This is a genomic window from Corynebacterium sp. p3-SID1761 (assembly GCF_055862885.1).
This window is the reverse complement of the sequence record NZ_JBSQBJ010000028.1, coordinates 1-16,326: the sequence shown is the minus strand read 5'-3', so window position 1 is coordinate 16,326 and position 16,326 is coordinate 1. Positions and strand designations below refer to the sequence as shown.

General features: G+C 60.1%; 11 protein-coding genes. 4 read left to right on the top strand and 7 right to left on the bottom strand.

Annotation, left to right across the window (positions count from 1 at the left end; genetic code table 11):
- The first annotated feature begins 132 nt into the window (after window positions 1–132).
- Window positions 133–417 carry a hypothetical protein gene (locus ACWXWJ_RS09970; RefSeq protein WP_473964313.1) on the top strand — a complete coding sequence of 95 codons (285 nt, stop codon included), beginning with the start codon at window positions 133–135 and terminating at the stop codon, window positions 415–417.
- Between the two features lie 118 nt (window positions 418–535).
- Here ACWXWJ_RS09970 and ACWXWJ_RS09965 read toward each other — a convergent pair whose 3' ends face one another.
- Entirely contained in the window at window positions 536–1,987 is a 1,452-nt protein-coding gene (locus ACWXWJ_RS09965) for an amino acid permease (RefSeq protein WP_473964312.1), read from the bottom strand.
- Window positions 1,988–2,044: 57 nt separating this feature from the next.
- A complete protein-coding gene (locus ACWXWJ_RS09960; RefSeq protein ID WP_473964311.1) occupies window positions 2,045–4,219 on the bottom strand; it encodes an acyl-CoA dehydrogenase family protein in 2,175 nt (724 codons plus the stop codon).
- A 137-nt stretch (window positions 4,220–4,356) separates the two neighbouring features.
- Between ACWXWJ_RS09960 and ACWXWJ_RS09955 the strand changes: the two genes are divergently transcribed.
- The gene (locus tag ACWXWJ_RS09955; protein WP_293790850.1) at window positions 4,357–5,694 is read left to right on the top strand and encodes an MFS transporter; all 1,338 of its coding nucleotides are present in this window, start codon (window positions 4,357–4,359) and stop codon (window positions 5,692–5,694) included.
- On the opposite strand, the gene ACWXWJ_RS09950 is transcribed toward ACWXWJ_RS09955, so the two are convergent.
- The 3 genes from ACWXWJ_RS09950 to ACWXWJ_RS09940 all read right to left on the bottom strand — a co-directional run bounded on the left by ACWXWJ_RS09950 (window position 5,691) and on the right by ACWXWJ_RS09940 (window position 9,845).
- Entirely contained in the window at window positions 5,691–6,908 is a 1,218-nt protein-coding gene (locus tag ACWXWJ_RS09950; RefSeq protein ID WP_473964310.1) for a hypothetical protein, read from the bottom strand. The genes ACWXWJ_RS09955 and ACWXWJ_RS09950 overlap by 4 nt on opposite strands.
- Window positions 6,909–6,934: 26 nt before the next feature.
- Window positions 6,935–8,515 carry a M1 family metallopeptidase gene (locus tag ACWXWJ_RS09945; RefSeq protein ID WP_473964309.1) on the bottom strand — a complete coding sequence of 527 codons (1,581 nt, stop codon included), beginning with the start codon at window positions 8,513–8,515 and terminating at the stop codon, window positions 6,935–6,937.
- A gap of 100 nt (window positions 8,516–8,615) precedes the next feature.
- On the bottom strand, window positions 8,616–9,845 hold the full coding sequence (locus tag ACWXWJ_RS09940) for an alpha/beta hydrolase (RefSeq protein WP_473964308.1): 1,230 nt from the start codon (window positions 9,843–9,845) through the stop codon (window positions 8,616–8,618).
- A 310-nt stretch (window positions 9,846–10,155) separates the two neighbouring features.
- Here ACWXWJ_RS09940 and lpdA point away from each other — a divergent pair, with 310 nt between their 5' ends.
- Together lpdA and ACWXWJ_RS09930 are read left to right on the top strand one after the other, a co-directional pair.
- Window positions 10,156–11,586: a dihydrolipoyl dehydrogenase gene (lpdA, locus tag ACWXWJ_RS09935; RefSeq protein ID WP_434825171.1), complete on the top strand. Its 1,431-nt coding sequence runs from the start codon at window positions 10,156–10,158 to the stop codon at window positions 11,584–11,586.
- 91 nt (window positions 11,587–11,677) lie between these two features.
- The gene (locus ACWXWJ_RS09930; RefSeq protein WP_473964307.1) at window positions 11,678–12,781 is read left to right on the top strand and encodes a hypothetical protein; all 1,104 of its coding nucleotides are present in this window, start codon (window positions 11,678–11,680) and stop codon (window positions 12,779–12,781) included.
- A 17-nt stretch (window positions 12,782–12,798) separates the two neighbouring features.
- On the opposite strand, the gene ramB is transcribed toward ACWXWJ_RS09930, so the two are convergent.
- Together ramB and aceA are read right to left on the bottom strand one after the other, a co-directional pair.
- Window positions 12,799–14,328 carry an acetate metabolism transcriptional regulator RamB gene (ramB, locus tag ACWXWJ_RS09925; protein ID WP_293790844.1) on the bottom strand — a complete coding sequence of 510 codons (1,530 nt, stop codon included), beginning with the start codon at window positions 14,326–14,328 and terminating at the stop codon, window positions 12,799–12,801.
- A gap of 181 nt (window positions 14,329–14,509) precedes the next feature.
- The gene (gene aceA / locus ACWXWJ_RS09920; protein WP_473964306.1) at window positions 14,510–15,805 is read right to left on the bottom strand and encodes an isocitrate lyase; all 1,296 of its coding nucleotides are present in this window, start codon (window positions 15,803–15,805) and stop codon (window positions 14,510–14,512) included.
- Window positions 15,806–16,326 lie beyond the last annotated feature (521 nt).

The following is a 16,326-nucleotide window of genomic DNA, read 5'->3' as shown; positions in this document are numbered from 1 at the left end:
ATAAGCGTTTGGCTAAACAAAGCACTTCCAAGCTCGCGAGTTTGCGTCCAATCAGTCATGGAACCGCACTCTGGGGCAAAGAGGGCTTTTGCACATCTCTACCCGAACCCCTTCAGAAAGGATTTTTCCCCAATGAAGATTCGCAAGTCGCTCATCGCCGGCGTTACCGCCGCAACCGTCACCGCGTGTCTCGCCGCACCTGCCCAGGCCGAAACCCACACCCCCACCACCCAAGTACAGGCTGCAGAAACTCCGAACACTAAGTCCCCGCTCGGCTCAGTGAACACCATCTGGGAAAACACCCCGGCTTGGCTGCGCGGCCCCCTCTTTACACCGCTGGCACTTATCTGGGCCGTTATTTACGGCCTAGTTGGCCTTAAGAACTCCACAGGGCCATCCGGCAGTCTTTCTCTCTAAGGCGACAGCGCGAACCCTAGTAGCTCAGTGGATACAGCATGCCTAACCGGCACCTCAGTTGTTCTTTGTTCTGGGGTGCCGGTTAGCCGTGCTGTTGGTGCATTCGAGGCGAGCTTTATTAGAGGGAGGAAGGCAGGGGCAGCTTCTCGAAGGGGCTCAACCCACGGATGGCGGAATTGGCGAAGCTGGCCACCACTAAGATCGTAAACATTACGGTCGCCGACAATAGCTGCACTCGGGAATCCGGATCCGTCAACATGAGGACGGCCAGGCTGGCGAGCACTGCGAGCGTGATGATGGTCAGAACAGGGAAAGCCCACATGCGGATTGGCAGCGTTCCACCGGCATGCCGCTCTAGTCGACGGCGTAGACGCAGTTCGGAGACGGCGATGAACGTCCACACGATCAACAATGAGGCACCTGCAGAGTTCAACATGAAGGTCAGCAGCCAGCCCGTGTCCAGGTAATTCAGCACCACCATCACGATGGAAAGCGCGACGGAAAGGATAATCGCGTTGACCGGTACGCCTCGGCGGTCAACGCGGGTGAAGATCCTTGGTGCCTCGTGGCGCTTAGCCAGGGAGAACATCATGCGGCTGGAGGCGTAAATCTGCGCATTGAAGGCTGACAAGAGCGCCAGAACGATGATGGCTTCCATAAAACCGACGACGCCCGGAATACCCGCCAGGTTCAGTACTCGGGTGAAGGGACTATCGGCCGCGCTTTCTGCCTGCCCCAGTGAAGAGTGGGGGAGCAGGAAGGTAATCACCAGTACCGAGCCCAGGTAGAACAGCGAGATGCGGGTGATGGTGGAACGCACGGCGTTAATCAGCGACTGCTGCGGGTTTTCGGACTCCGCAGCGGCGATAGCAACCACCTCGATACCGCCGAAGGCGAAGGCTACGGCCAGGATCGCCGTAGCTACACCGCCTACGCCGTTGGGCATGAATCCATCGGCGGTGAAGACCTCCGTGCCGATGAATGTGTGTCCCGGTAGCAGGCCGAATATCAATAGGAAACCGATGACCAGGAATGCCACCAGTACGGCCACCTTGATGAACGCAAACCAGAACTCGAACTCGCCGAAGGCTCGGATCTGCAGCAGATTCACCACGCCGAAGAAAAGCACGCAGATGGCGGCGGGGATCCAGGCGTCAATACCGAACCACGCACCCATAAAGCTCGCCGCACCAGTAATTTCGGCGCCGAGTACCGCGACGGTGGCAAGCCAGTAAATCCATCCTTGCGTGAAACCAGCCCAGCGTCCAATGCCGTGCTCGGCGTACTCGGAAAAGGAACCCGAGGCAGGGATGACGGTGCCCATCTCCCCCAGCATCTGCATGACAAGAATGGCGATGAGTCCCGCGACGATATAAGCCAGCAGCACGGCCGGCCCAGCCGCTTCGATCCCCACGCCGGTGCCCAGGAACAGCCCGGCGCCGATGGTGGAACCCAGACCCATCATCGTGAGGTGACGGACCTTCAGACCATTGCCGAGCTTCGCATCGCCGGAACGGGAGTCCGGGTGCGAGCTGGTGCTATTTGAGGAGGTGGAGGGGGTGGAGGTCATTCTCTAAGAATACGATGTGGGGTTCGCGATAGAGAATGCAGGTGCTTGAAAGCCCGCCTACCCCTCCTGCCCCGCGGCGGGGTCGGACTCGTACTTCGGCACCATCGCGTCGTAGTCCTCCATCAGCTTCAGCTCTGTGATGTGGTCCGGGATACCAAATGCATCCACCAGCGTCTGCGACCACGGCCCCAGGGAATCCACCAGGTCGTTCAGAGCGGCACGTGCAGCCTTGGTGCGGGTACCTGTAAGCAGGTTCTGCTCGAGGTACCAGCTTGCGTTGTCCACGATGCAGCTGAGGAAGTACACGTCGCGAACCTGCTCCAGCACGCGCTGGGCGTCCTCCGACTCCAGCTTGGACTCGGCCTCCACGAAGGCCTCGAAAACAATCCGGTCCACGTGAGCCCAACCGACGGCCAACAGGTGATCTTGTGCGCGATCCACGAGCTGGGCTGCTTCAATCACTTCCATCTTGCGGGCCGGGCGAAGGCGCCGGGCGAGCGAGCGCATTAGACGATCCTCCCGCTCGGTGAGCAGGTTGATTTGGTAGGCCGGGTCGAATAGCGAGGTCTCCTCGGAATCGCTGAACGTATCCACCAGGTTCTGGATCAGTGCATCCGCGGCGGTGCGGCGGCGCAGTAACGTGCCGAAGCTATCCAGCCCGAAGCGCACCATTTCCATCGGGTTCAGGCCGCCGAGCTCCTTGGCGAAGCCGGTCATCAGCTCCTTGGCGGCCAGTTGCATCATCACGACGTTGTCGCCCTCGAAAGTGGTAAATACATCCGAGTCGGCCTTCAACGTAGTCAGCAGGTTTTCCGCCATGTACCCGGCGCCTCCGCAAGCTTCGCGGACTTCCTGGATCGTGTCGGTGGCGTGGGCGGTGTTGGCGGCCTTCAGCGCTGCAGCGTGCGCCTCAACCTCGCGTTGGTCGGCCTGCTGTTCCTTGGTGTGCTGTGTGGGATCCAACCCGAGCTGATCCAGCTCGTGCACGCGCGCGATCAGCTTGTTCGTAGCGAACTGCAGGCCGTAGGCGCGCGCTACACGTGGGATGAGGCGCAGGCGGTGCCATCGGTGTTCGATCAAGCGGTTTTCTGGAAGCGAATCGTCGGGAGCGAATTGACGCCGCAGGTTCGCGTACGTCACACCGATGTCTAGCGCGGTGCGGGCGGCCGCGCCGGCGGCAGCTCCCACAGTCACGCGGCCGCGCACCAGGGCTCCAAGCATTGTGAAGAAGCGTCGGTTTGGGTTTTCGATGGGGGAGCTGTAGTTACCTTCTTCATCAACGTCGGCAAAGCGGTTCAGCAGCGCTTCGCGTGGCACGCGGTAGTTATCGAAGCTGATAGTGCCGTTGTCTACGCCTTTCAGCCCGCCCTTGTAGCCGTGGTCGCCGATGCGTACTCCGGCGATGGCAGAACCATCGTCCTCGCGGATGCGCACCAGGAGGCAGTGCACACCCTGGGAATCGGACGGGGATTCTTCCTGTCCTTCGGCATTGTCGTTGTTGGGAACGATGAGCTGCGCAAACACAGCAGCCCAGCGACCATCGCGTGCAGCGTTGCCAATAAACCACTTCTCGGCAGAGGCGGTGGGGGAGTTGATGATGAACTCCCGCGTCGCCGGGTCATAGGTTGCCGTGGTTTCCAACTGCTGCACGTCGGAGCCGTGGCCACGCTCTGTCATGGCAAAGCAGCCAAGCGCATCGAGGTTCATTAGCTGCGTCACCATCTCCTGGTGGCGCTCAGTACCCAGGTTGCCCACGGCACCGCCAAATAGACCCCATTGCACGCCGGACTTCACCATCAGGGAAAGGTCTGCATGTCCCAGCATCTCAATTGAAGTCAGGCAGTGGCCCGTGTTTCCCGTGCCGCCTTGGTCTTTGCGGAAGGCATCCTTTGGCATTCCGGATTCGCGGACTTGCTGAAGTTGTGCGGTGGTGCGGGCGCGAGACTGTTCGAGGTCAAGATCCGCACGCGGGAGAATGTCGGGATTCGCCAACACCTGGCGGGTCGCTGCGCGCGCGGTGGGGAAGTCACCGTCGAGGACAAGCTTTAGCTCTTTTGCTATCGACGCCTGCTCTTCAGCGTTGGGAGCGCTGGCCAAAGTCTTGGGCGCCGACGTCGATCGGCGGAGTGCAAAGCCCGAATTGTCGGAAATTCCATCAACATTCTTTGATGTGACCGAGCTATCAGTCGGAGTGGTGCTTTCGGTAGCGTTTTTGGACTGGTTTGGTGACATAGCCTCAAGGGTACGTAAAAATGTGATCTGCGACTCAAAAAATTAGCAATAAAATTATGCCTAAATTGGCTAGCTTGGAGACTTCGACTTCGATAGTGCGTTGGTAGTCCCCAATGAGGGTGGCTAGGCTCTTCCCTATGACCGAGGACACATTCGACGAAGCACAGCAGGAAGTGAAGCAACCCGCGCAAGGCCAATCCATGCAGCGTGAAGCTATGCGTAGCCATAAAGTCAACCCCTCCACTCGCGGAGCGGCAAGCCGTGCCCAAAAGCGGTATTGGCTGCTCGTGGCCTGTGGCGTGCTCGCGGTGGCTTACGCGGGTAATGAGTTCACTCCAATGATGGTTTTCTACCGTGGGGAAAACGTATTCGGCTCGGTCTTCGTCGATGCTCTGTTGGCCTGCTACGCCGCAGGAATCGCAGCTGGTCTGCTGCTATGCGGTCCACTGTCCGACCGCTACGGTCGTCGCATCGTCATGTTGCCCGCACCGGTCATTAGCCTGGTCGGCAGCGTCCTTATTGCAATGGGCGAAATGAATGAACCCCTGATCTTCACCGGTCGCGTGCTGAGTGGTTTTGCAGTCGGCATGGTGATGACCGCAGGCGGTGCCTGGATCAAGGAACTATCCACACCTTCGTTCGACCCGAGCGCCGGGGAGGGGGCAGGTGCTCGCCGAGCAACGATGTCCCTCACCTTCGGTTTCGCAGTGGGCGCCGCTGTGGCGGGCCTGCTTGCCGAGTGGGGGCCTGCGCCGGGACAAACGCCCTACATCATCAGCATCGTGCTGTGCGCCTTGTCCATGGTCGGCCTCTTGGGCGTTCCGGAAACCCGACAAAATGCCCACCTCAAGGTCAAGGGATCCTTCTGGTCAGATCTAAATGTGCCTTCCCTTCGCCACCCCCGCTTCCTCACCGCCGTTATTCCCATCGCCCCGTGGGTTTTCGGCTGTGCGGGCGTGGCCTACGCCATCATGCCGAGCTTGGCGCAGGATGAGGTCTCCTATCCCATCGCCTTCTCGGCAGGCATCACCGCAGTTGCATTGTTGTGCGGCTTTGGCATTCAGCAGGTGTCCAATAAGTACATCAACCCGAACAACTCGCAAGCTCAACAGCTCGGCCTAGTGCTGGTGATCATCGGCATGATTGTGGCAGCCTGGACCGCCCACGTGGGCTCGCTCATCGGCACTATTGTCGTCGGGCTTATCCTGGGTACCGGATACGGCGTGTGCCTGATTTCCGGACTGACGGAAGTCCAACGAATCGCCAGCGCTGATGATCTCGGTGGACTGACCGCTTTCTTCTACACAATCACCTATATCGGCTTCTTCTTCCCGATGATCCTGTCCCGTTTGAAGGATTGGTTCACTTACACCGAGATGCTGGGCTTTGGTGCGGTGGTTGCTCTTATCGGCCTTGTCGTGGTGACGCTGACCTCCAGGAAGTTCATTCCTGAACCACAGCAATCGGAAGCCTAGCTTTCGGTCCTCTTTTCCCCGCCCGCCAGCGCAAGCACACCCAGTTGCACCGCTGCACCGATGGCCGGGCCGGTCGCCAGCGCCCAAATGGCGCGCGTATCGGGGGAATAGTCCAGCAAAAGAACCACCGTTGACAAAGCAATAGCGATTAACCAGCCAGCGGTGTAGAGATTGTGACGATCCGCTGCCAGCGCAGCCGAGCCACTGATCATCAGGATGGCTGTCGCTCCGGAAACGAAGGTTAGCCACCCGAGGGTGGCAGGGGAGGAGATCACGGCGGCGTCAAAAAACAACCCCATTAATGGCGCGGCCAGGAAGTAGGCCGCGATGCCACCAACAGCTGCGACGACCCCCACCGCTGCAATGGGCAAAGTGGCGGCACGCAGCACCTGTTCGCGGTGTTTAGTGAAATGCACAATCAGCGCCGGCTGGAAGCGCTGGAGGGGGACCAGAATCGGCGCGCGAGTGAGGGTAATCGCGGTGATAGTTGCGGCGAGCGCGCCGGGGCCGACATCTGCCCCCGAGGTATAACGCAGTAACACGCTAAAGCCCGTAATCATCACGGCATTAGCTCCGGAGGCGATCATGGCCTTCACCGTGCGTGCGAGGAAAGGGCGAGCGGCGACATCTGCGCGGTCGCTCAGTGTGGCACGTGCTGAACGAGAACAGAACAGGATAAGCAGCCACGTGGCTGCGCCGATCACCGTGACAAACAAATAGGCCAGCAGCTGCCATCCCAGTAGCCAGGCAACCACGGCCAACGCTAGACGCACTCCGGAATCAATGGCCATCAACCAGGCGAAACTAGGCCAGGAATGGTTCGCAGACAGTAGGCCACACACTGTCGCTTGGAACGTATAACAGGCTAGGCCCACAGCCAATAAGACAAGACCCCATCCAGTTAATCCGGGGACGAGCTCGCCGATCCACAGCGGGCCGGTAACCAGTGCCAGCGCTCCAATTACGAGTGCGATGTAGCCTGTCAACGCGAACGGGCGGGGCGCTGGGCGGGGGTTTGTCTGCGCACGCCGGGTGGAGACCGCCCGTGCGGTCTCCTGCATAAGCCCATCCAGCACGCCCGTCATTGCAAAGAAGAGTGACCAATAGACCATGAAATCTTCATATCCGGCGGTGGGAAGCCCCTTATTGGCAACCCAAATAACCAGATACCCGGCGATGGCCACGAAGACGGTGGCAAGCGAAATGGCGCGCATCGTTAACCCCGCGAAAGGTCGCTCTGCTAGTCCTGCAGCCTGTCGCTGAGCTCGCCGAGTTTCTGGCCTACCCGCTTCAGCGCATCTACTGCGCGCGCCGGGCCAGACGCATCGACCATCTCCGCAGCTGGCCCTGCGGGTAGTTCGCGCAACTGCGCATCGCTGAGCCCAAGACCCTCGCCGCCAGGGAACTCGGGCAGGTCTTGGTGACGCAACCAGCGATCGAAAAGCCCTTGTACCTCACTGCGGGCAATACCGTTTTCCTCCGCGATGGAGTGTGCCAGGTTTTCCAGGTCGCGAGTTTCCACCAGTCCCATGCGGTGTTGGGTCGTCCAACGTTGAACCATGTCGAAGAAGGCAGCGTCGCCCAGCAGCACCCGCAGGGCGTGGACGGTGAGTGCGCCGCGCTTGTAGACCCGGTCGTCGAACATGTCGTCCGCACCGGGGTCGATCAGCAGAATGTCCTGCGGTTTTTCGGCCAGCGCCCTGTGATGAGCCCATGCGTGGTGAGCAGCGGGAATGCCCTGCGATTTTTCAAACCACAGCCATTCGGAGTAGCACGCGAACCCCTCGTTGAGCCAGATATCCCGCCATTCGACTAGTCCGACGGAGTTGCCAAACCACTGGTGGGATAGCTCGTGGGCGATCAATCGTTCCCAGGTGTGTTTGCCATCGGCGTGGTTGCAGCCGAACATGCTCATGCCCTGAGCCTCGAGTGGAATTTCCATTTCCTCGTCAGTTACCACTACCGAGTATTCCGGGAAGGGATAGGGGCCGAAGAGATCCGAGTACACCTCGACCATCTCCGTCTGCTGGCCGAAGTCTTCCTGTACTAGCTCACGAACTCGCTTAGCGTGTTCGGTGCCCTGCGGAAGCCAGCCGAAAACCGGGACGTTCCTGCGGCCGAGTTTCGCGCTACGGAAATCCACACGTTGGTACGTGCCTACGTATACCGCGGCCAGATAGGTGGCCATGGGATAGCGTGTTTCGAACACCCGGGTTGTGTTGTTTCCCTTGTTGAATTCCTCTACCAGGGTGCCATGGGCAATGGCGGTGACATCCCGGTGTGCGGTGATTGTCACGCGGAACATTGCCTTCTCGTCCGGGGTGTCATCGCAGGGGAACCAGCTAGGAGCGCCATTGGGCTGGCCGGCCACGAGGGCACCGTTGTCGGTCTCCTCCCAGCCGACCTCGCCCCACTTGGAGCGCAGCGGGCGCGGGTAGCCGCCGTATTTAATGGTTAGATCAAAGGACTGATCCTCTGCCAATTCCTCCACAAACGTGATCGTCAACTTGTTGCCGGTGTGGCGGAAACGGCGGATCTTCATCGTTCCATTCGCGGCGGCAGCGCCGTGGCCGGACACCTCAACTCGGTTGACAGCCAGACTATTAGCCAAGTCCAACGTCATCGACTTCAGCGGCCGGTAGTTTTCAACTGATAGGAGAGCGACACCGTTGAGGTGGTTGGGCTCGACGTTGTAATTCAGTTGCAAGTCGTAGCTCAGCACGTGGAAACCGAGGTTGAAGTCCACACCCGTGTACGCATCCCGAGCTCCAGCGATAGGGGAACTGCGGAAAGGGCGGGGCTGCTGTTGCGTTTGAGTCATGTAAGGCACACTACTCTCTGCATAGGACAACCCCCGCCACGGAGGTAGTCTGTGGCGGGGGATGTGGTGTTCTAGCTGTTCAAGGGTTTGTGCTAGGCGTTTAGGAACCGGAGGTGGAACCTGCCCAGTAATCCTGCGGGGAAATCGGCTCGGTCGGCTTCAGCGGCGGACGCTTGACACCAGTGCCCAGGCCAGCAACCAGGTGGTCCCAGTAGCCGCGCAGGTCGTCCTGCCAGTAGCCCCACTGGTGCGTGCCCGCCGGACGGAAGTTGTAGGTCACCGGGATGTTCAGCGAATTGGTCTTGCGAGCCAGATCGCGGGTGCAGGCGTTGGTGGCGCCCTCGATGACGGAGCCTTCGAAGATCACCTGTGCAGCGGCGGAAGGTTGGCCGTTAACGCGCTTCGACCAGGGCATATCGTGCTCGCCCGGGAAGCCGGAGCTAGTGGAGACGTAGATGTTCTTCTGACCGCGCAGCTTCTCAGCGTTGATCAGAGCATCGTTGTTGCGAGCAACCTTGCCGTTGACCGGACCCCACATCTTCGTGAAGTCCGTACCGCCACGGTTCAGCACCAGGTCGATAAACTTCGGAGTCAGACCCGTGGTGGTTGCAGCGCAACCGGAGAAGGAGCCGACGGAGTCGTAGAAGCCCGGGTGGTGCTCGGCGAATAGCAGGGAGGTGGTGCCGGTCATGGACATACCAGCGATAGCGCGCTTGTCGTTAGCCTTCAGAGCCGGCTCGATGGCCTGCGGCAGCTCGCGGGTCAGGAAGGTCTCCCACTTCTGCGGGCCCTTGATGTAGGGAGTGTTCGGCTCGGTGATCCAGTCGGTGTAGTAGGAGTAAGCGCCGGACATGGGGATTACGATGTTGGCGCCGATACCGGGGCTGACGGTGCCCTTGTTAGCGTCATCGTTGCCGCCGTAGTAGGTCACGATGTCGGTCTGGCGGATCCAGTTAGCGATACCCTCGCCACCGTCAGCGCCGTTCAGCATGTACAGGGTCGGCGCATTGTCGCGCTTCTTTACATCACGGGGCTGGATAACAACCAGCGGGACGTGGCGCTTCATGGAGGGAGAGTAAGCGGAGACTTCCTGCACATTGTCAAAGCCCTTGGCTCGCAGGGACGAGATGATTCCGCGCCATGCAGTAGCCTCTGAAGGCTGGTCTGGAGTGCTGGTGTTCATCTTCAGCTCTGCTGGGGCGATACCTGCCGCCTTCTGTGCTGCAGTAACGGTAGCGGCCTGGGTGGCCGGAGCAGTGACTGCAACCGTGGCGAAAGGTGCGATTGCGGCCGTGACGGCAGCAAGGGTGCGGGCGATGCTTCGCTTCATTTAGTTGATCCTTCTGTGGGGCCACGCCCGGGGAAACGTCAGAAACTCAAGATCCGATGCGTGGATGATCAGTTGAAAGATTGAGAGATTCGTAGGCAGTTGCTAGAAACCTCTCAGGTCATAGGGGACTTTACCTAACCTTAGTGAGCAATGGGAACCCGAGGAGCTAATTAGTTTTTATGGGGAGCCCAAAACGGGGGTGTTGCTCATGTGGCTAGCGAGGCGGGAGTTAAGTCTTGAGTCGGGGTGTGTGCTATGGGAGGCGTGTGGGCGTCACATAAATAAAGAAGATTAAGTACCCTTGGATCTTGTGGCTAAAGAACATTTTGACGTAGTAGTACTCGGAGCAGGCCCTGGCGGATACGTGGCGGCGATTCGCGCCGCTCAATTGGGTCTGAAGACCGCCGTTATCGAAAAGCAGTACTGGGGTGGCGTATGCCTCAACGTGGGCTGCATCCCCTCAAAGGCGCTGATCCGCAACGCTGAACTCGCGCACACCATCACCAAGGAAGCCAAGACCTACGGCATCACTGGCGATAACATCTCGATGGACTTCAAGGTGGCACACCAGCGTTCCCGCAAGGTCTCGGGCAACATCGTCAAGGGTGTGCACTACCTGATGAAGAAGAACAAGATTCAGGAGATCCACGGTCGCGGCAACTTCGTCGACGATAAGACCATCGAGGTTTCCGATGGTGACGACGCCGGAAAGACCATTACTTTCGACAACTGCATCATCGCTACCGGCTCCGTTGTGAAGTCCCTGCCGGGCGTAGAGCTGGGCGGCAACATCGTCTCCTTCGAAGAGCAGATCCTGGACGAGAACAAGCCGGACTCCATGGTTGTCATCGGCGCGGGAGCTATCGGCATGGAGTTCGCCTACGTGCTGTCCAACTTCGGTGTGGACATCACCGTGGTCGAGTTCATGGACCGCGTCCTGCCGAACGAGGATAAGGACGTCTCCAAGGAGATCACCAAGCAGTACAAGAAGCTGGGCGTAACTCTGAAGACCGGGCACAAGACTACCGCCGTTCGCGACCTGGGCGAAGGCAAGGGCGTTGAGGTGGACATCGAATCCGCCGATGGCTCCAAGTCCGAGACCCTGAAGGCCGACCGCGTGATGGTCTCTATCGGCTTTGCACCGCGCGTGGAGGGTTACGGCCTGGAGAACACTGGCGTGAAGCTGACCGAGCGCGGTGCTATCGACATCGACGACGAAATGCGCACCAGCGTTCCGCACATCTACGCCATCGGTGACGTCACCGCCAAGCTGCAGCTGGCTCACGTCGCAGAGGCGCAGGGTGTGGTTGCGGCTGAGGTTATCGCCGGCGAAGAGACCGAGCTACTGGGCGACTACATGATGATGCCGCGCGCCACCTTCTGCTTCCCGCAGGTTGCTTCCTTCGGTTACACCGAGGAAGCTGCCAAGAAGCAGGCAGAGGAGGAAGGCCGTGAGGTGAAGGTCGCTACCTTCCCTTACACCGCAAACGGCAAGGCACAGGGCCTGGGCCACGGCGTGGGCTTCGTGAAGCTGGTGGCAGACGCTGAGTACGGCGAACTGCTAGGTGCTCACATGGTCGGCCCGGATGTCTCTGAGCTGCTGCCGGAGCTGACTCTGGCACAGCGCTTCGACCTGACGGCTGAGGAGATTTCCCGCAACGTTCACACGCACCCGACCCTGTCGGAGGCAATGAAGGAAGCCGCCCACGGCATCGCCGGCGGGCACATGATCAACCTCTAAGAAGGTTCGATCGGTCAGTATTTCCCTGGTTAGGTGCAGGTGGAGTAGGATTTCGGGCAAATCCTTCCCCTGCCACGATTGGTGCCCAGACTTGCCAGAGAAGATTGGCTTGCTGGCAGACCGAGGACTGCCAGCGGTGCGCGTGCGCGCCATGCTCCAACAGCTCGCTAAGGCCTCGGAGAATCACGTCTCCGGGACCAAACCCATCCTCGAATTCCGCACCGGAACGCTGCCGATGGACGAGTTCGGCAACGTCCGCCTCGCCGACACTGCCCCCGGAATCCTACGCGACTACGGCTGGGATCGGCTGGTGTACGTCACCGACCTGCCGCTGACCACCCGCAGGCCGGTAATCAGCCAGACCGTCGAGCAGGGCAAGGCCACCATGTTGTGCCTGCCTGCCTTTGGCCTGTTGCGAGCCAAAGAAGGACTGTGGCAGGAGCTGTCGCGCCTGGTCTGCGGCAAGCACGCCGGAGCTGGCCAGCGCGAAAAGGGCGTAGACGAGATCGAGGGCGGCGACGTAGAGGCCGATACCACCCGCGTACTCGAAGGCCGTGGGCGCACCCTGCGCCTGCTGTTGGGAATGATCCGCGGCAACCGTCCCGGCCAGTTGCTCAAGGTGCTCTCCAGCTGCCTGGCCACGGGCGTGGCCACAGGCGGCTTCGGCATCTTCTATGGTTCTGTGTGGGAGATGTCCTACTTGATCAGCCCGTGGCGGCAGATCATGATCACCATCCTTTCCATTACTCTCCTGACCTTCTGGTTGATCTACAAGAACGGCCTGTGGAATGGGGGATATAGCCGTAAGGCGGAACCGTCCGTGTTGAGCGTCGGCGCCGATGCAACCTCCACACCGGCTTCCTCCGACAGCGTCGAGTGGTGGCGCGCCCGGATGGATAACCTGGCCACCATCGGCACGGTGCTGATCTCCGCTACCGGCGTCTATGCCCTGATCTACCTGACGATGCTGCTGGTCAGCGCCGCGGTTGTGCCGGTGCCCTTCTTTGAAAACAAGGTGAACTCCACTATCACGCCGCTGGATTATTTGACGCTGGCATGGTTTGCGGCGTCACTAGGTACCCTCGGCGGAGCACTCGGCTCGAGCTTTGATACTGACGAATCGGTACGCGAGGCCACATATAACCGCCGCGAACTGCAGCGCAGGCAGATCGTCGGGCTTTTCGACGGCGACTAGCGCTGTAGGGGCACGAGCTAGTACGGCGACACGCTCGAACGGTGCGGGTCGATCTCCAACGAGCGGTGGATCGGTGGAAACGCGCGCTGCGGGCAGTTATCGCGCGGACACAGTCGGCAGCCGGAGCCGATCGGCACTGCCGCGGACGTATCTTTCAGATCCAACCCATCCGAATACACCGTGCGGTCGGCGTGCCGCAGCTCGCAGCCCAAACCGATGGCGAACATCTTTCCCGGCTGCCCCCAGGCCGCGCGGTGGTGGTTCACGGTGCGGGCGATCCACAGATAGGTCCGCCCGTCGGGCATCTGCGCGATCTGCCGCATGATCTTGCCGGGGTAGCTAAACGTCTCGTACACATTCCACAGTGGGCACGTGCCACCCGAGTTCGACAGGTGCAGGCCTGTCGCTGACTGTCGCTTGGACATGTTGCCCGCACGGTCCACGCGCACAAAAGTCCAGGGCACACCGCGCAGGCTGGGGCGCTGCAGGCTGGAAAGGCGGTGGCAGACGGTCTCGTAGCCCACGCCGTATTCGCGCATGAGGAATTCGAGGTCGTAACGCGATTCTTCGGCCGAGCTGTGGAACTGCCGGTAGGGCAGCAGAAGTGCGGCGGCGTAATAGCTAGCTAAGCCACGGCGCGCCAGCGCGCGGGATTCTTCGGATTGGAAATGTCCCAGCTCCACTAGCGAGTCGATCGTTGTGCCCGCTTCCAGATAGGCCAACTCTGTGGCCAGCCGGAACGCGATCTGCCCGGGGCGCATCTTCGACGACACGTGGAGTGTCTTTTTCTGCGGGTCGAACTTGTGCTGCGTGTCGCCCAGGTCTCGCGAGTAAATCACCTGTACTTGGTGTACCTGTTGTAGGCGCTCGGCGATGATCTGTTCGGTGTGGTGTATCTGGTTCGCCCCGATGTTTATTTTGGACGCCAACTTTTCCGCCGCCACATCGAGAACATCGATGTAGTTCTGCCTGGCGTAGAAGAAGTCGCGGACTTCATCGTGTGGCATAGAGAACGCTTCCGGCCCGGAGGCCCGCCCGAAGAGTTCACCCTTGGGAGTGATGGAAAGGATGGCGGATCCCTGCACACGCTCCTCTGTGAGCAGCGAGAGGGTATCCGAGACGTTCCGGTAGCGGGAGTGGAGGTCCACGAAGGCACGCGCGAGATCTGGGTGGTTTTTTACAAGCGCGGCTAGTTCGGTGACGTCCGCCGGGGTGGGGCTGATTTCCGGATCGAGGGTGACATCTTGGATTTCCGCAAGGAGGCGGGTGGAATCTTGATCTGCGAAGAAGGTTGGGTCGATGCCGAACGCAGCGGTGATGCGCTCCAACACGGCGGTGGTTAGCGGGCGTCCGTCGTGCTCGATCTGGTTTACGTAGCTGGCGGAGAGGTCCAGGATCTCGGCTAGGCGTGCCTGGGAGATTCCGCGTTCCTTGCGCAGTTGGCGGAGGCGGGAACCAACAAAGGGGCGCTCTGCGCCTGTCTCGGCGGTGGAGTTTCCGCCGCCTCTGTTTTGTGATCCTCGTGTTGGTTCAGTCCGTTTGGCCATGGTGTTCACCAGTATATTCCCCGCGGCCTGGTCTGGGTCTCAAGTAAGACGCCCAGGTGAGTATGCGAGTTAGATTGGAACAAGAAACCCCGGCCAGCACTTGCGTGCTGACCGGGGTTTGAGCATGTCACAGGCCTAGAAGCCCGCGCAGCTAGTTCCTAGCGCTTGGAGAGCAAGCGGCTTAGTGGAACTGGCCCTCCTCGGTGGAGCCCTTCAGAGCGGTGGTGGAGGAGTTCGGGTCGACGGTGGTGGCGATCTTGTCGAAGTAGCCTGCACCGACCTCGCGCTGGTGCTTCACAGCGGTGAAGCCGCGCTCCTTGGCGGAAGCGAACTCGCGGTTCTGCAGCTCCACGAATGCGGACATCTGGTTGCGGGCGTAGCCGTAAGCCAGGTCGAACATGGAGTGGTTCAGAGCGTGGAAGCCAGCCAGGGTGATGAACTGGAACTTGAAGCCCATTGCGCCCAGCTCGTTCTGGAACTTGGCGATGGTGTCGTCGTCCAGGTGTGCAGACCAGTTGAAGGACGGGGAGCAGTTGTAAGCCAGCAGCTGATCCGGGAACTCGGAGCGAACAGACTCAGCGAACTTCTTAGCCAGCTCCAGATCCGGGGTGCCGGTCTCCATCCAGATCAGGTCGGCGTACGGAGCGTATGCCTTCGCACGGGCGATGCAAGGCTCGATGCCGTTCTGGACGTTGTAGAAGCCCTCAGCGGTGCGGCCGCCGGTCAGGAACGGCTTGTCGCGGTCGTCAACGTCGGAGGTCAGCAGGGTAGCGGCCTCAGCGTCAGTACGAGCAACAACCAGGGTCGGGGTGTTGGCAACGTCAGCTGCTAGACGTGCGGAGTTCAGGGTACGGATGTGCTGCTGGGTCGGGATCAGAACCTTGCCGCCCAGGTGGCCACACTTCTTCTCGGAGGCCAGCTGGTCCTCCCAGTGGGTACCTGCAGCGCCGGCCTTGATCATGGCCTTCTGCAGCTCGTAAACGTTCAGTGCGCCACCGAAGCCAGCTTCGCCGTCGGCAACGATCGGAACCAGCCAGTTGTCAACGGAGGTGTCGCCCTCAACGCGAGCGATCTCGTCAGCGCGGGACAGCGCGTTGTTGATGCGCTGAACAACAGACGGAACGGAGTTAGCCGGGTACAGGGACTGGTCGGGGTAGGTGTGGCCGGACAGGTTGGCGTCACCAGCGACCTGCCAACCGGACAGGTAAACAGCCTTCAGGCCTGCGCGGACCTGCTGAACAGCCTGGTTGCCGGTCAGTGCGCCCAGAGCGTTGATGTAGGAATCGTCATCCTTGTTGACTGCTTCCCACAGGATCTCAGCGCCGCGGCGTGCCAGGGTGTGCTCTTCAACAACGGTGCCCTGCAGCTCAGCGACCTGCTCTGCGGTGTAATCGCGCTCGACGTTAGCCCAACGGGGGTTCTCGTCCCAGTCCTTCTGGATTTCTTCAGCGGTACGTGCCTTGCCGACGTTCGACATGTAGGGGTCACTTCCTTACTAATTAAGGGGAGAGTTATGTCTTGGTCCCTGCCCGGGGGTTCCTGGCGGGGGGACAGCGATTCGCACACTCGGAGGCCTAACGTCACCGTTAGGTGAAGTCTGCGTTTCGTGTCTCTGCCTATGAGAGTACCAACCCAAATAACCGCGTCAATGCCGGTCAGGCGGATATTTATGTGTGGGGGTGGTGACTCTTTTTGTTAATTTTGTGAAGTTTTTCTCCCTCCTGTTTCTTAATGACGCCCCAGGGTTAGAACGTGATCTGGCTCTCTTGCTGGACTTATAGGTGTGGTGCGCCACGGGATGAGACGCGGCGTCAAAAAGAAAAAGAGAAATAGTCATGCCCGAAAGTCCCCGTCTGTGGGGGTGAGAAAAGTGCGATCTATAACCAACTTCGTGCCCATGGTGAGGGAAGTCACCTAGTCTTTGTGAGTAGAGACCTTTGAATAGGTAGATCGACCAATAAGTGAGGAGTCACCATGACCCAGACCGAGCGTGTAACC

What these genes read in the sequence shown, in the direction of transcription:
- ACWXWJ_RS09970 (WP_473964313.1), top strand. Translation starts at nt 133, where the DNA reads ATGAAGATTCGCAAGTCGCTCATCGCCGGCGTTACCGCCGCAACCGTC.
- ACWXWJ_RS09965 (WP_473964312.1), bottom strand. Translation starts at nt 1,987, where the DNA reads ATGACCTCCACCCCCTCCACCTCCTCAAATAGCACCAGCTCGCACCCG.
- ACWXWJ_RS09960 (WP_473964311.1), bottom strand. Translation starts at nt 4,219, where the DNA reads ATGTCACCAAACCAGTCCAAAAACGCTACCGAAAGCACCACTCCGACT.
- ACWXWJ_RS09955 (WP_293790850.1), top strand. Translation starts at nt 4,357, where the DNA reads ATGACCGAGGACACATTCGACGAAGCACAGCAGGAAGTGAAGCAACCC.
- ACWXWJ_RS09950 (WP_473964310.1), bottom strand. Translation starts at nt 6,908, where the DNA reads ATGCGCGCCATTTCGCTTGCCACCGTCTTCGTGGCCATCGCCGGGTAT.
- ACWXWJ_RS09945 (WP_473964309.1), bottom strand. Translation starts at nt 8,515, where the DNA reads ATGACTCAAACGCAACAGCAGCCCCGCCCTTTCCGCAGTTCCCCTATC.
- ACWXWJ_RS09940 (WP_473964308.1), bottom strand. Translation starts at nt 9,845, where the DNA reads ATGAAGCGAAGCATCGCCCGCACCCTTGCTGCCGTCACGGCCGCAATC.
- ramB (WP_293790844.1), bottom strand. Translation starts at nt 14,328, where the DNA reads ATGGCCAAACGGACTGAACCAACACGAGGATCACAAAACAGAGGCGGC.
- aceA (WP_473964306.1), bottom strand. Translation starts at nt 15,805, where the DNA reads ATGTCGAACGTCGGCAAGGCACGTACCGCTGAAGAAATCCAGAAGGAC.